The 15095-nt window shown below is 36.6% G+C and carries 11 protein-coding genes and 1 tRNA gene; 5 read left to right on the top strand and 7 right to left on the bottom strand.

Annotated features, from left to right (window positions below; translation table 11 throughout):
- Positions 1-74 precede the first annotated feature (74 nt).
- The 3 genes from CLO1100_RS01040 to CLO1100_RS01030 form a co-directional block, all read right to left on the bottom strand.
- Entirely contained in the window at positions 75-929 is an 855-nt protein-coding gene (locus CLO1100_RS01040; RefSeq protein ID WP_014311908.1) for a carbohydrate ABC transporter permease, read from the bottom strand.
- Positions 926-1810 carry a sugar ABC transporter permease gene (locus CLO1100_RS01035; RefSeq protein WP_014311907.1) on the bottom strand — a complete coding sequence of 295 codons (885 nt, stop codon included), beginning with the start codon at positions 1808-1810 and terminating at the stop codon, positions 926-928. Before CLO1100_RS01035 ends, CLO1100_RS01040 begins: the two co-directional genes overlap by 4 nt.
- 122 nt (positions 1811-1932) lie before the next feature.
- The gene (locus CLO1100_RS01030) at positions 1933-3252 is read right to left on the bottom strand and encodes an extracellular solute-binding protein (protein WP_014311906.1); all 1320 of its coding nucleotides are present in this window, start codon (positions 3250-3252) and stop codon (positions 1933-1935) included.
- A gap of 250 nt (positions 3253-3502) precedes the next feature.
- Here CLO1100_RS01030 and CLO1100_RS01025 point away from each other — a divergent pair, with 250 nt between their 5' ends.
- Both CLO1100_RS01025 and CLO1100_RS01020 read left to right on the top strand, forming a co-directional pair.
- On the top strand, positions 3503-5272 hold the full coding sequence (locus tag CLO1100_RS01025) for a sensor histidine kinase (RefSeq protein ID WP_014311905.1): 1770 nt from the start codon (positions 3503-3505) through the stop codon (positions 5270-5272).
- Positions 5265-6869, top strand: a complete 1605-nt coding sequence (locus tag CLO1100_RS01020; protein ID WP_014311904.1) for a response regulator — start codon at positions 5265-5267, stop codon at positions 6867-6869. The genes CLO1100_RS01025 and CLO1100_RS01020 overlap by 8 nt, the downstream gene beginning before the upstream one ends.
- Before the next feature lie 11 nt (positions 6870-6880).
- On the opposite strand, the gene CLO1100_RS01015 is transcribed toward CLO1100_RS01020, so the two are convergent.
- The 3 genes from CLO1100_RS01015 to CLO1100_RS01005 all read right to left on the bottom strand — a co-directional run bounded on the left by CLO1100_RS01015 (position 6881) and on the right by CLO1100_RS01005 (position 10085).
- Positions 6881-7696: a putative ABC transporter permease gene (locus tag CLO1100_RS01015; protein ID WP_014311903.1), complete on the bottom strand. Its 816-nt coding sequence runs from the start codon at positions 7694-7696 to the stop codon at positions 6881-6883.
- 84 nt (positions 7697-7780) lie between these two features.
- A complete protein-coding gene (locus CLO1100_RS01010; RefSeq protein ID WP_014311902.1) occupies positions 7781-9379 on the bottom strand; it encodes an ABC transporter permease in 1599 nt (532 codons plus the stop codon).
- Entirely contained in the window at positions 9372-10085 is a 714-nt protein-coding gene (locus tag CLO1100_RS01005) for an ABC transporter ATP-binding protein (RefSeq protein WP_014311901.1), read from the bottom strand. The genes CLO1100_RS01010 and CLO1100_RS01005 overlap by 8 nt, the downstream gene beginning before the upstream one ends.
- Positions 10086-10291: 206 nt before the next feature.
- Between CLO1100_RS01005 and CLO1100_RS01000 the strand changes: the two genes are divergently transcribed.
- The 3 genes from CLO1100_RS01000 to CLO1100_RS00990 all read left to right on the top strand — a co-directional run bounded on the left by CLO1100_RS01000 (position 10292) and on the right by CLO1100_RS00990 (position 14267).
- Positions 10292-11578 (top strand): HD domain-containing phosphohydrolase, encoded by a 1287-nt coding sequence (locus CLO1100_RS01000; RefSeq protein ID WP_014311900.1) that lies wholly within the window; start codon positions 10292-10294, stop codon positions 11576-11578.
- Positions 11579-11765: 187 nt separating this feature from the next.
- Positions 11766-11856 (top strand) — tRNA-Ser (locus tag CLO1100_RS00995).
- Positions 11857-12581: 725 nt separating this feature from the next.
- The gene (locus CLO1100_RS00990) at positions 12582-14267 is read left to right on the top strand and encodes a methyl-accepting chemotaxis protein (RefSeq protein WP_014311899.1); all 1686 of its coding nucleotides are present in this window, start codon (positions 12582-12584) and stop codon (positions 14265-14267) included.
- A gap of 66 nt (positions 14268-14333) precedes the next feature.
- Here the strand turns inward: CLO1100_RS00990 and CLO1100_RS00985 are convergent, their stop codons facing one another.
- Positions 14334-14846, bottom strand: coding sequence for a hypothetical protein (locus tag CLO1100_RS00985; RefSeq protein WP_014311898.1), 513 nt, complete (start codon positions 14844-14846; stop codon positions 14334-14336).
- Between the last annotated feature and the right edge of the window lie 249 nt (positions 14847-15095).

Raw genomic sequence — 15095 nt, 5'->3', positions numbered from 1 at the left:
ATTTATGCGATTAATAATATAACATCCCTTAATATCCCATTATACAGGATACTAAGCGACATTATAAAGTCTTTTTAGCCTTTTACTGCTCCAACAACAAGACTATCCTGAACTTTTTTACTCATTATCGCATATATAATAAGAGTTGGGATAGTGGCGACCATCAAACCTGCACCTATCGGTCCCCACTCCGTTGTATATTGTCCCGCCAGAGACTGGATACCGACAGTTAGTGTCTTGTATTTTGCATCGCTAATAAACACTACCGCATACATCAGCTCATTCCATGCCTGAAGGAATGTAAAGATTGTAACTGTTGCAATTGCCGGCCTCATAAGCGGAAGTATGATTGAGAAAAATATTTTATAAATGCTACAGCCGTCAATACATGCAGCCTCTTCCATTTCTCTAGGAATAGAACTCATAAATCCTGAGAAAATCAGTAATGCCATCGGTATTGCAAATGCAGTATACGGAACTATCAGTGCCCAGTAGGAGTTAACCATCTTTAAGTTTCTCAGCATTATAAATATAGGAAGAAGTGCCGAATGAAGAGGAACTGTCAATCCAAGTACAAAGAATGAATTTAAGGGTTTTCTCAGCTTAAATACCATTCTGGTCAATGCATATGAAGCCATGACCGCAATTATACTTGTAAGTATAATTGTTGCTGCCGTTACAACTACACTGTTCATGAAATATCTTCCTACATTCCCTTGCAATAAAGCATTGCTGTAGTTTGACCACAGCCATTTTGCCGGAAGTCCTATTGGGTTTCCCCCGAAAATTTCAGAATTATCTTTTAATGAGAAAGAGAACATCCAATATAGAGGAAACAGCTGAATGACCGCTACTATGAAAAGTGCAGCGTACATAAGGATTTTCGATATGGAAAATCCGGAACTTCTATCCTGAACTATGTCACTCATTTTGCTTCCTCCTTTTCTCTGAACAATAGACTTACAAGAATGGATAAGGCAAAACATTCAAGGATTACAAATACAGCCATTGCACTACCATATCCGTACTGGTTACCTTTAAATATTGTACTTACCATATATGTGCCTATTACTTCACTTGCGTGTGCAGGCCCTCCGCCTGTCAAAACATATACAAGATCAAATACTTTCAGTGCGCCTGTAACAGCAAATATAACTGACACATTCAATACAGGCTTCAACATCGGTATTGTTATTTTCATAGATGTATTCCACCAAGAAGATCCGTCAATTACTGCCGCTTCGAAAACATCGGTGGAAATAGATTTTATACCTGCATACATTAAGAGCATATGATATCCGATATACTGCCATATTATAGGAATAAATGTAGCAGCCAACGCCCTTTTGGGATCACCCAGCCATTCTGATGCAAAAGACCCCAAACCTATTGCCTTTAATACTAAGTTAAGAATTCCATAATCAGGGTTATATATTTTCATCCATAGCTGTCCGATAACAACTGTAGAAATAATAACCGGTATAAAGTAGATAGTTACTAAGCTCTTTTCAAACTTAACACCTTTTGCAAGTGTCAGAGCTAAAAGCAACGAAATCGGAAGCTGAATAAATACTGATGCAACTGCCAAAATTAATGAATTTACTGCTGCTTTGACGAATATTGGATCAGAAAGAAGTCCTTTATAGTTTTGCAGACCTATAAAAGTACCTTTGCCAAATCCCGACCATTCCTGCAAGCTGTAGTACGTTGACATTACGATAGGTATTATTATTAATCCGATAAATACAACCAGAGCCGGAAACAGGAAAAATACTATTGCCTTCTTATTGCCTAAAACTCTATCCACCAAACTCACTTCCTTCTATAAAATATATTTAATATGTTCATATAGTTTGGCGTCCATTTTTCTGCCACGTGTTGTTGACTTAAGCAAACAAATGGACGCCTATTATTATCTTTTATTATCTTTGATTATTTACCATAAATTGTTTGTAAACTGTCAACAAACTGTTGAGGAGTTTTTGAACCCATAAACAATTCCTGTAAAGAATTCAGGTAGGTTTCTGTATCTTTACCGGCAAGGAGTGTATCCCACCAGATTGTAAATGATTCAGCATCTTTGGTAAGATTAACGACATCAACAAGTGAAGGATTCAGCTTGCTTGTGTCAACATCTGTTTTCCATGCTGGCATTGAAGCTCCTGAAAGATATGATTCTTTTGACATATTTTCAGCAAAGTACTTCTGGAACTTAAGTGCTTCTTCTTTGTTCTTTGAATTTGCACTTACCATTACAGCGTCAACAGCTCCACCTGTAAACTGCTTTGGATTTCCAAGACCGCCCGGTATTGACGGGAAGGATATAGCCTTGATTTTTCCTGCAACTTTTGAATCTTTTGAGCCCGCTTTTCCTGCAGTCCAGCTACCTTTAAACATCATTGGTATCTTTCCTTCAAAGAATGGAACTTCAGCTTCATCATTTGATACTCCGGCAGCACCCTTTGAGAATGCTCCTGCATCAATTAACTCTTTAAATCTGTTAGCTGCATTCAGGAATTCGGGATCCTTGAATGAGCCTTGCTTTGTGAGAGTTTTTGTTACCTTTTCAGGCCCTGCAGCTCTTAATGCCATTACATCAAAGTACATTGCTATTGTCCATTTGTCCTTACCTGACACAGCCATAGGAGTTATTCCTTTGGACTTGAAGGTCTTTACAGCTGTAAGAAGTTCTTCCCAGGTAGTAGGAGCCTTGACACCATTTTTGTCAAAAAGCTCTGTATTTATAAACAATGCTCCACAAGACAGGAAGAATGGTAATCCGTAAACCTTTCCATCATAAGTCACATTGGTTAATGCACCGTTAACAAGCTTATTTTTCATATCTTCGGTCACATCAAGGGCTACTACTGAATTTGACTTAACAAATGGCTCTGAGAAACCGCCGCCCCATGTAGAAAAAATATCAGGAAGCTCATTTGCTGCCGCCATTGCTTTGATCTTTGTTTTATATGCTTCATTTTCATTAGTATCAACCTTGATCTTTACATTTGGGTTTGCAGTCTGATAGTCATCGATAACTTTCTTAGCCGCGGGTGTAAACGGGTCTGCTGCTGATCCCCAAATATGGCTGAATTTCAGTTCAACATTTTTAGCATTATTTCCACCTGCATTATTAGTTGTTCCTGTGGCATTGTTACCTGTTGTATTTTTGCCGCATGCCACTATTCCGACTGTTAATGCTCCCGCCAGTATAAATGCTGCTCCTCTTTTTGCCACTGACATTTTGTTCATCCTTATTCCTCCTTGAAATAATGTGATATGGTAATAATATAGGTAATGTTGCATAAAGTAAACGTAAAATGGTTACCTATAATTGTGCATTATTTTTACTCATAGAATTGCTTTAAACCGCCTCCAATCCTATTTCCGAAATATTTGCACAATACGCATAATAACGTTATGTCAATCTCTAATTTGCGTATGGTATAATAACTTGATACGCTCATTTGAAACTATTATTTGCATTTTTACGGAGTTATATATGAAATATTTAAAGCATTTTATGGAAACAGTTAAAAGCATGTTTTTAAACACCTCTATAAGAAGCAAAGTGCTTATTATCTTTATGGTATTTATGCTTTTTTATGTAATAATCAGTGCGGTTATTTATGTCAATGTAATAAAAAACGAAACTCTAAGTCAGGTACGTCAGCGTTCCCGTGAGACAACGGAGCTTATACGTACAAATATTAACACAATGATTGATAACGCAAATAACGTTTCCAAAATGATGACTACAAGCTCACTTATTAGGTCATACCTTGAGTCGGATAAACCTTCTCGCAGCTTGTCTAAAAGTGCCAACGAGGTTATGTTTAACATTCACATAACCTTTCCGAATATTGATTCAATTTATCTTTACGATTTACATGGTTCAGGACTGAGAACCAATAAATACCTTACTGTTTCAAGTGTAGAAGATGTTAAAAAGGCACCGTGGTTTGATGAGCTTGTAAAGCTCAACGGCGGGTATAAAATAGCTATAAATGCTGAAAACACCCTAAAAACATATTCGGGTAAAAACCTTGTTTCCGTAATGAGAGTTTTAAATGACCTTGACAGTCTCAAGCCAATTGGAGTACTGGTATTGAACATATCACAGGACAGTATCTCAGACGTTATTAATGAAACCAGTGAAAATGGAGGTTCGTCCTTTATAATCCTGGATGCAAATAATAATCCGGTTATTAAAAACGATGGTGCCTATGAGATGTATAATCCATATCTTGGGAGAATACTGGCGAACGAGGATATAATAACCATTAACAACAAAAGATTACTGGTATTCAAGTCTGATATGCCTGATACAGGCTGGAAAATAATAAGCTGTACCAGTCTCTCTTCCAAGTCTCCTGCAATTCGGACACTGAACGTGCTGTATGTGTTGTTTATTGGAATTACTATCTTTTTATTTATAGTAGCTTCACTTTTTACCGCAAACCTTATAACCTCGCCCATTAAGAAGCTCATCAACTCAATGCAGGGTGTGGCAAATGGGGTTTTCAAAAGGGTAAGCTATAATACCGGAAACGATGAAATAGGTGAACTTAAAAACAATTACAATCTGATGATTATGGAAATAAACAATCTAATAATTAAGCTCTTAGATGAAGAAAAGAAAAAGCGTAAATTTGAACTGGATGTTCTGAATGAACAAATCAAGCCCCACTTTTTATATAATACTCTTGATAATATTGCTTACCTGGCATTATCCGGCAACAACCAAACAGTATATGAAGCAGTCAATGCTCTGGGAAGCTTTTGCAGGATCAGCCTCAGCAAGGGCTCAGAAGTTATCAGCCTAGAAAATGAAGTGCGTCAGATACAAAACTATCTGTTGCTTCAAAAGCTCCGGTATGGTGAGATGATTAGTGACGAGTACGATATTTCCCCGGATACAAACCAAATAAAAATACTCAAGAATATACTTCAGCCATTAGTCGAAAACAGTATATATCACGGTATCAGGCCCAGCGGTGAACCCGGGTTTATAAAAACATCAGCACATATTAATGGAAGTTGTCTCATATTGTCCGTTGAAGATAATGGTATTGGAATGGATGAACAGGAAATCAACAGTATTTCAGATGAAAATCTTGCAGGAAATCAAGCCAGTTTTGGGCTCAGAGGGACAATACAGCGTCTAAAGATACATTATGGCACCGATGATATATATATGGTAGAAAGCAGTAAGTATTCAGGTACTAAAATAACACTGAAAATTCCTTTAGAGGAGGGTAAAGATGATTGATAAACCTTTGAAAGTTATGATAGTTGATGATGAAAGCAATACAAGGGATCTTTTAAAAATGTCCATTAACTGGAATGAGCTGGGGATGGAAGCTGTCGGTGATGCCACCAGCGGACTTGAAGCCCTTGACATGCTGGATGAGCTAACCCCTGACATTGTAATTACTGATATTCAGATGCCCTATATGGACGGATTAACCCTTAGTAAAAATATAAAGGAAAGGCATCCGGATATTTCTATTATTATTCTCACGGCACACGATGAGTTTTCTTATGCACAGAATGCGGTTTCCATAGGAGTATCCGACTTTATACTAAAGCCGATTAATAAAGATACCATATACGAAGTTCTTTCCAAGGTGGGAAGCAGTATAAGAGCAACCAGAGAACGTCTGGGAAGATTGGAACTGTCTCACCAATATATGCAAAGCAATATCATGGTTTTTCAGAACAAGGTTCTTAATGACCTTGTTTTAAACAGAAATTTTACCTTCCAGCCTGATGAACTTAAGATGATGGATATAAGGTTTGATACTGATTATAATTTGTATCAGGTTTCATTAATTAATGTAGGAATAGACAAAAACAAATATACCAATCTAGAAAGACAGATGCTTCTGGAAAACTGTCGCAGCTATATTAGGGACTTATATTTCAAAAGTAGCCTTGCCTATGTCTTTACAGACATTCAAAGTAATATAGTGTTACTGAATAATGATAAGTCAATTTCATTAAGCGATGTTTCCGAGCATGCCTCTCTTTATTTCAGAGAGCATTTTTCAGCCTTTGTATCCTGTGGTATAGGCCTTGAGGTACATTCCCTTGACAATGTGTATAAGTCCTACCGCCAAGCACTTAATGCGCTAAACCTTGGTTATATTACCGGAGAAGAAATAATTTATGCTGATTCCCAGATGAGTGATTTTGACAACGCTACGGCATTTGATCAAAGTTCTCTGACTGATAACATGAAGCTTGCAATAAAGTCCGGGGCAACATCTAAGGCTCTGGAAATTACCAGAAAGGTTTTATACAATTATACAAGGGAAAATATAAATAATCTTGACGCAGTAAAGATATTTTCAATAAATATGTGTAACTATATAAAAGAGCTTCTTTCAGAAATGAAGATTCCTTTTGCAGGAACATTTTCACTATCGGGTGACTTTTTGCTGGATATTTTCAAACTTGAAAAGTATACAGATATAGAATTAACTATTCTAGGTATAATAGAAAAAGCTACGTCCCTTATATCGGAAGCCCTGAACAACAAGAGCAAGTCTATTGTAGACGAAATAAAAAATTATATAGATGAAAACTATAACGATAATAACCTTACATTGAAGGTTGTTGCAGATAAATTTTATATTAATTCAAGCTACTTAAGCCGTATTTTTAAAAAAAGTACCGGCATTACCTTCTCAGAGTACCTGACAAAGATAAGGATAGATAATGCCAAATCAATACTAAAAGAACAGGATTTAAAGGCATATCAACTGGCACAAATGATTGGAATCCCTGACCCGAACTACTTTGTAAAGTGCTTTAAAAAAGTTGCAGGGATATCATTTGCCGAATATAAGCTTCAAAAGGCCTAGGAAGCATAGGATTAATGCTTTCCTCCGGCCTTTTCCCTTAGTTGCCTTAACATATCTTTGAGGTGGTTAAGCTGTTCCTCGTATTTTACACTTTTCATATTAGGGAAGGCTTTAATTAAACGGTGTCCGCTGCCTCTTTTCTGACTAAGAGCCTCAAACTTCTCTCTGAACATTACATTCAGCTCGTTTTTGCCTTCCTCAGCTAAAAGCCGAAGTTTTTCAAAGCTTTTAAATAGTTCCCTCTCATTAAACCATTCCAGTATATCTCCATGCTTTTTCAAGTCCTCAGTAAATTCATACAGCTTTTTAAGCCGTTCATTGAGATTCACCAGAGTATTCACAGTAAATAGCATATCAATTGCATATGCTGCAATGAGTGCTATCCCGTATACCCTTACCCATATTTCAGGGATTAGTAAAACAACATGGGTTATTGCAGGATGCAGAACCTTGACCAGTACAACGCACATTATTCCGAACAAAACCGAATTTCTCAGGCATACCCGTCCGTTGAGATTAAATCTTTTGTTTGAATAGTCCCACCATTTTGTACCGAAGAACACCTGCAGTAGCCAGCCCGTTATGTACTCCAGTATACTGGTAAGTGCAAGTCCTGCCAAAAAAATTACGGGTATACTGGATTGAGCAGGTTCCAGCAAATAGATTACCAGCATAGCACCAAAGCCGTATACAGGACAAACAGGGCCTGCAAGAAAACCTCTGTTTACTACCCGTTTAGATAATATGGAGCAGTACATGACCTCGCAGACCCATCCTATGAAGCTGTATATAGTAAGATAGATAATGAATTCATAAAAACTGCTCATCCTGACTCCCCCAATCCATATTACAGGACATATTTCTATAAATCCTCTTACTCAATATTTTATTCTCAGCTAATATACAGTCCCTTATAATTCCTTGAACTTTTTAACACCTATCGTTCTTAATGCTTTTATAAGTACAAATGCCAATACGGCCAAAACAACACAAATCAATTCCATAAACAGATTGGTGTTGGAAGGCTTTAAAAGAATAAACAAAACTACCGGAACTCCCATGATTATAACGTTGATAATCATGGTCACGAAAATACTTGCGCTTTGCTTTACTACTGAAACCTGTGAAGTCCACTCAAGTTTTGGGAAGTACAGGTTTACCAAAATACCAATAACAGGAGAAACTATACACAAGAGCAACGACAATAAAAGCAGAACAATAACCGTTTCAGCACTCATTTTAAAGGCAAATGCCACAATTACTATATTTATAATGAGTGCCGGAATAGTAAGAGTCATATTGAGGAGTATTTTACTCCAAAGTATATTTTCTACTTTTAAAGGAAGAGATTTTATTATCCAAAGGCCTTTTCCCTCAAGAGATATTGATGCTGCGGTAACAAATGTAAAACTTATACAGAATGCAAAAACCAAAGCAACCACCGGTGCTATATACGAACCGGCCATTGGGAGTTCCAACATCATTGCAACCTTATCCTTACCAAAAACAGCAACTGCCAAGGAAAAAATCAGCATCATTATTACACCTACTGCGGTATTGGTTACATATATATATGAAGACAGATAGAATCTCAATTCCTTGATATACAGCGCTTTCATAACCCCTGAGGCCTTTAGCGTTGTGACCTTGTAATTGGATGCCTTGTATTTTTCGGACATTCTGGAATTTATGGTTTTAAAGCCTCTGGAGAATATAAAAATAAACATTCCAAAAATCGCCGCACTAACCAGTAAAAAGGCTGCAAGATACAGAATATTTGTGTTGCTTAAAGCTTTAATATACAGGTTAGTCCAGAAAAGAACCTTTGTCACACCGGATATTGCCGGAATAGCACTCTGAACCTGCTCTTGATTAATTCCGGTAATCATGTTGGGCAGAACCATAAATGCAATAATAATAACAAAAGTTCCTATCAACATTAAAACATTAGTAGATCTGAACTTGGAGGATATACGTCCCAGTATATAAGCTAAAACAGCACCTATAGATATTGGAATAAGGGGAACAAACAATGTTGCTACGGCAGCAAAAACATAGTATATTGGCCCACTATGAGTGTTTATTCCGTAAATGACCAATGAAGGAATTCCAGCAAGTATACTTATGGCAAGGTTCGAAAGATAAACAAAAATCATCTTACTTGCCAGTACTGCCGATGGTTTTACAGGCAGAGACATTAGTAAATCAAAATCCCTGAAAGAAAACAGGTATCCCGGTATTTTGTAAATACTCATAAAAAGTGAGAACAGAGTAGTTGACAAAATAGAGCTTCCTATAAGCAGTTCCAGTGAATTCAACTCCGCAAGAACCTTACCCAGAGGGTAGTATAACATAAACATGGTGAAAGTCAGCATACAAAAAGCGTACACTATAAGTAAACCCAGCAATGCCGTCTTTACCTTTTCAGCACCAGATTTTGATTTTAGTGCCTTGTTTATTCCCCAGGAATTAATTATGTTTGCTTTAATTAAAAAAAATACACTATTCATTATCTATCAACTCCAAAAATAATTGCTCAAGTGAGCTGTTTCCTCTTACTGTGTCAGTTTCACCACTGGTAATAAGCTTGCCATCCTTTATAATAGCTATCTTGTTACAGAGCTTTTCCGCAACCTCTAAAACATGGGTTGAAAAGAAAATAGCACTCCCTTGTCTGCATTTTTCTTTCATAATCTCTTTCAGAGTATGTGCTGCCTTTGGGTCAAGTCCAACAAAAGGTTCATCCATTATATACAGGCTTGGGTTATGAACAAGTGCTGAAATAATGGCAAGCTTTTGCTTCATTCCATGAGAGTAAGACGAAATCAAATCTCCCAGGCTTCCCGTGAGTTCCATCATGTCTGCGTACTCTTTGATAGATTTTTCTCTCTCTTTTGCCGGAATGGAGAAAACATCTGTAATAAAATTCAGATATTGAATTCCTGTCATATTTTCATAAAGGTCGGGATTATCAGGTATATACGCAATCATCCTTTTACATTCCAGTGGGTCTGTTTTTATGGATTTGCCTCCTATACGAATATCTCCCTCGGAGAATTCAAGAATACCCGTAACACACTTTATTGTAGTTGTCTTTCCTGCACCATTATGTCCTATAAATCCGTAGATATCACCTTTTTGAATTTCCAATGTCAAATTGTCTACTGCCTTTTTACCACCTTTATAAGTTTTGGATAAATTACTTATTGTAAGCATAATTTCACCTTTCACATAAGTTTTTAATGTTATAAGAATTATACTATATTTTACCTAAATTATTAACCATATATTATTTAATTATTTCTACTTGAAGAAATATATTGAAATTTGTAGATATTTTTGTTTTCTTTTGTCATATTTTGTAGTAAAATATGTTTAGAACGGCAAATTGTATCATTTTTCTACATATTTTGAGGTATAAAATGGATCAATACATACCGATTATAGATATTGTTATAGCCCTATCGAGTGCTATAGATTTGATAAACCCTAATATTTCAAATCATCACAAGAGAGTTGCATATATCTCTTATTGTATCGCTAAAGAAATGGGTTATTCGGAGAATGAGATTAAGGATTTAGTACTGGCCGGCTTGCTTCATGATTGCGGCGCAGTTAATTTGTTTGAAAGGAGTTCCATTTTCGAGTTTGAATTTGGGAATTCCTATTCCAACAGGCATAACCATGGGTATAAAGGATGGTTTATTCTTCGGGACGCAGAGGAATTACGTTCAGCTGCCGATATAATAAAATATCACCATGTATTTTGGAAAGAAATATCTCACAAGCGGTTTCAATCCTGCAAGATACCAAAATTCAGTCATATCCTCCATTTAGCAGACAGAATTGATATACTGATAAATCCTAATCAGGAAATCTTGCAGCAGAAAAAATATATAAGCAAAATGATTCGCAACGGCAAAGATACAATGTTTATGCCCGCAGCAGTTGATGCGTTTGAGAACATTGCCTCAAAACCTTATTTTTGGTTCGATATTACAGGAACTTATGTTGAGGATCTGATACGCAAAATAATGTCGCCATACAAGGTTTATATTAATAGTGAGCTTTTAATTCAATATGCAAATATCGCACACAGAATTATTGATTTCAGAAGTAAATTTACAGCTACCCACTCAATAGGTGTGGCTGCTAGTGCAAGTACTTTGGCCTCTAAACTGGGATTTTCTGTTTGCGACAGCAGACTGATGCACTCTGCGGGGCTAATGCATGATTTGGGAAAACTGTGTATCCCGGAAAGTATTTTAGAAAAACCCGGTCCCTTAGACCACTATGAATTCAATCTTATGAAAGCACATACATATCATACCTACCGGATACTGGATTCAATTCCCGGTTTGGGAAAAGTACGTGACTGGGCCGCATTCCACCATGAAAAGCTTGATGGTACGGGTTATCCCTTTGGATTGGACTCAAGAAGTCTTGATCTGGGTTCCAGGATACTTGCTGTAAGCGACATGTTTACAGCTCTTACGGAAGAAAGACCTTACAGACATGCCATGTCCCTTAAAGACACGGTTAAGCTTATTAATGAAGTAAATACTCTTGATTATGATGTCAAGTATTGCCTCAACCAAAATATTGAGGAAATAAACGAGATAAGACGTACTTCTCAGGAGATTGTTTTCCAGAGCTGTAATGAAATCTTTCCGGAGTTTGATGAAGAACTTAATCTTCACGCATTGTAATTTTATAACTGTAAGCAATTTAAAATTAACATACATACTCCTTCGGACTTGTTTAAAGCAAGTCCATTTTTTTTGGAATAATCTTGTTAACATATTACAAATAATACGGTACACTTTTTTGTTGACATTCAGCATGACCTAATGTAAAATAAAAAGGCAGCTTAAAAGCTGAATTGAATATTTTTATGGAGAGATGGCTGAGCTGGTCTAAGGCGCACGACTGGAAATCGTGTGTGGGGTAACACTCACCGAGGGTTCGAATCCCTCTCTCTCCGCCACGGCGCCTGTGTTTTCTGCGGAAAACACAGGCGTTTTTTTTACAAAAAAATGCGAAGCGCCTTACGGGAGAGACCAGTCTCCCCGTATGCCCCTCTGGCCTCCCGGCGGGGTTTATTGAAAGAGATTGAAATTCGTAAGGGAGTAAGCGGTGGGTGACATCGTTGGACTGAATAAGTATGATGGAATGTCTACGCCAAAACAAGGGCTTTCAGAATTTTATTCTGACAGCCCTTGTTCATTTCTGTGACAAAAATGTGACTTTAGAGATGTTTGATTTTTTGATTTCATGAAATCAGTACATACGATTTTTGAAAGAATTTTCACGAATCGTGTGCTATCTTTTAAGGCTTCACACGCATTAAATCCAACATAAAATTGTTAAGGATTGATACAAAATACATTGATAAACAGTTGATTGTTAAGTCTAATTAAGAATAAACGCGTCCTTGTTTATACGTATGGAATTAGATACGCATATATGGCATTTTTCACGTAATAAAAAGCAGTAAGTTATATAGGGATATAACCCATATAATACCATTGCATACTTTTAGTGTCAATGTGAATCGGAGCGGCTCTGTGTAGCTCTTTTTGTATTACCTGGTAATATTTCCTCCTCACAAAATTATAGCAGTAATCGGTTAACATAATGCATGTATTTGCCGATATTTACACTGAAGCTTTATCTTCACAGAAAAAAAATATGCCCTATGGAGGAACGCCAATGTCAGTAGCAAAAAAACTCATCACAAGTTATGTATTAGTATTAGTATTAATGGCAGGTATCGTTGGAACAAGCATTTATGCAACTCGCTCCTTGAAAATCCAGGCAGAAAACCTTATAACAGATGCTATTCCAATAGGTTATGCGGCAGATGGATTATTAACGGCGTTAGTTAATGAGGAAACTGGAGTACGTGGGTATCTTGTATCAGGAGATGAAAAGTTTCTTGATCCATACAATTTCGGGAAAAGTGATATTAGAGTAAAATTAAAAGAAATTGAGTCTAGGCTAGACAAGCACCCGATTATGGCACAGCTTATAGCAGAAGCTAAACCGAAGATTGACGCTATTGAGAAATATTTTGATTCACAGATTTCCCTTGTCAAGCAGGGGAATTTGGAAGAGGCACGTGCAAAAGCCGGGGATGGCAAACAGCTATTTGACAGCTTTCGTGAATCTCATGATAAAATCAAAAAGGATATAGACAAGTTAACAAATGATGCTTGGAACGATGTTATAGATGTGCAAGACAAGAGCAACATACTTATTGCAATAATCAGCATAATTGCAGTTCTTGTTACTATAATAACATCGTACCTATTGATCAGGAGCATATCAACACCTGTAAAAAAAGTCACAGACACACTGCACCGGATATCCGATGGAGACTTGACGGTTGATGCTTTAAATATTAAAAGCAAGGATGAAATCGGTGTATTGGTAACTTCTTTAAATAAAATGGTTGCTAATATGAGAGATATACTGGCAAAAGTAAGTGACGTATCGACACAAGTTGCTGCTTCTTCAGAAGAATTAACCGCCAGTGCCGAACAATGTACAAAAGCAAATGAGCAGATTGCTGAAGCTACTCAAAAAAGTGCTTCAGGGGCGGAAGAACAGTTAGGAAGCATTCAACATTCAACCGATACAATAAAGGAAATGTCTACGAATATACAGCAAATTTCTGAAAATAGTAAAGAGATGTACACTTTGTCAGATAAGGCTTTTTCAGCTTCCGAACATGGAATTATTACGGTAAATGACGTTGTGGCACAAATGAATGATATAACATCAACCGTTAGTGATTCTGAAACTGTAATCAGAAAGTTAGGAGAACATTCAAAAGAAATTGGAAACATTGTTGAAATTATTACAGGCATTACAGAACAGACAAATCTTCTTGCGCTAAATGCAGCAATCGAAGCAGCCCGTGCAGGTGAGCAAGGTAAGGGGTTTGCTGTTGTTGCAGAGGAGATTCGCAAACTTGCTGAACAATCTAAAGTATCAGCCACACAAATAGCTCAATTTGTCAAGGAAATTCAAAGTGAAACAGAAAATGCTGTTATATCAATTAATAAAGGGAATGAGAAGGTTAAAGATGGTTTTGCAAAAACGCAGCATGTTGCTGAAACATTCCAAGCTATTAAAGCTGATGTAACAAATGTGAATAGTAAAGTAAAGGATGTAATGGCATCTATAGAGCTTGTTTCATCCCAGAGCCAAGCAATTGTCTCAATTTCTGAAACAATTAAAAAAGCGGCAGAAGAAGGGGCAATATTAAGCCAGGATAATTCTGCTGCAAATGAGGAACAGGTTGCAACAATGGAAGAAATAACTTCTTCCGCACAATCATTAGCAGAACTTGCTGATGAGTTGCAGTCCTCAATATCAATTTTTAGAATTTAACTTGTATACATAACGTAGAAGAGTCACCGGATTAAATTTAATCCGGTGACTCTTTGTATTATTATTTTACCCATCAATTCTTTTGGTTATATATGCACTAAAATGCCATTTAGTGTCATTGGAATAAAATTTGAAATAGTTACCCTCTGCCAAACTTAGCCCATAAACCTGACCCTTGATGTTTGATGCAACTACTACCCCGTTTTTGATAATGTTAAAAGTACCCTCAATAGAATCTGAAGAACAACTATCAGTTGTAACCAGATTAAATTGGTATGTACCGTCAGGAACCTGTAAATCAGCAGTCAAGGATTTAGCCATGGACACGTAATTTGACCACTTGATTTCAACAGTACCTTTTACACTGTCATACCATGTATCGGTATCTGCATCATGAATATAGAGCGGTTTATCAGAAAATATCTGATGATACCAATACACAGGTAAAATAACTGAATCCCCGGAATTCTGGCTTTGGGAATCTGCATTCACTTCAATTGCAAACGCCATTGTCGAAAATGCCATTGTGAAAATTAACGTTGAAATGATAACTAATAACAAACGTTTCAACCTAAACATACTTTTCCTCCTTTAGAATTAAATTAACAATATTATAACATTAATTTGTAAATTTGGTATTAGTCTGGAAATTATTATTTCTAACAAATTTCTAAATCATCCAATCCAACCTTTTAGCAAACTACCAAACCCCAATAGCATTTGTTGTAATTTTTTGCAGGATAACTTATAATTTTAATAAATTTAGTATTATATATTATTAGGGAAGCATGTCTTTATAGATTCAGGAATATACACACCATATCAAGT

This window comes from Clostridium sp. BNL1100, from assembly GCF_000244875.1.
In the GTDB taxonomy this organism is placed as follows: domain Bacteria; phylum Bacillota; class Clostridia; order Acetivibrionales; family DSM-1351; genus Ruminiclostridium.
Note: the sequence above shows the minus strand (reverse complement) of the source record. Positions and strands in the feature narration are given on the sequence as shown.

Coding starts and splice junctions, on each gene's coding strand:
- CLO1100_RS01030 (WP_014311906.1), bottom strand. CDS start 3,252: ATGAACAAAATGTCAGTGGCAAAAAGAGGAGCAGCATTTATACTGGCG.
- CLO1100_RS01020 (WP_014311904.1), top strand. CDS start 5,265: ATGATTGATAAACCTTTGAAAGTTATGATAGTTGATGATGAAAGCAAT.
- CLO1100_RS01000 (WP_014311900.1), top strand. CDS start 10,292: ATGGATCAATACATACCGATTATAGATATTGTTATAGCCCTATCGAGT.
- CLO1100_RS01015 (WP_014311903.1), bottom strand. CDS start 7,696: ATGAGCAGTTTTTATGAATTCATTATCTATCTTACTATATACAGCTTC.
- CLO1100_RS01040 (WP_014311908.1), bottom strand. CDS start 929: ATGAGTGACATAGTTCAGGATAGAAGTTCCGGATTTTCCATATCGAAA.
- CLO1100_RS01025 (WP_014311905.1), top strand. CDS start 3,503: ATGAAATATTTAAAGCATTTTATGGAAACAGTTAAAAGCATGTTTTTA.
- CLO1100_RS01010 (WP_014311902.1), bottom strand. CDS start 9,379: ATGAATAGTGTATTTTTTTTAATTAAAGCAAACATAATTAATTCCTGG.
- CLO1100_RS00985 (WP_014311898.1), bottom strand. CDS start 14,846: ATGTTTAGGTTGAAACGTTTGTTATTAGTTATCATTTCAACGTTAATT.
- CLO1100_RS01005 (WP_014311901.1), bottom strand. CDS start 10,085: ATGCTTACAATAAGTAATTTATCCAAAACTTATAAAGGTGGTAAAAAG.
- CLO1100_RS00990 (WP_014311899.1), top strand. CDS start 12,582: ATGTCAGTAGCAAAAAAACTCATCACAAGTTATGTATTAGTATTAGTA.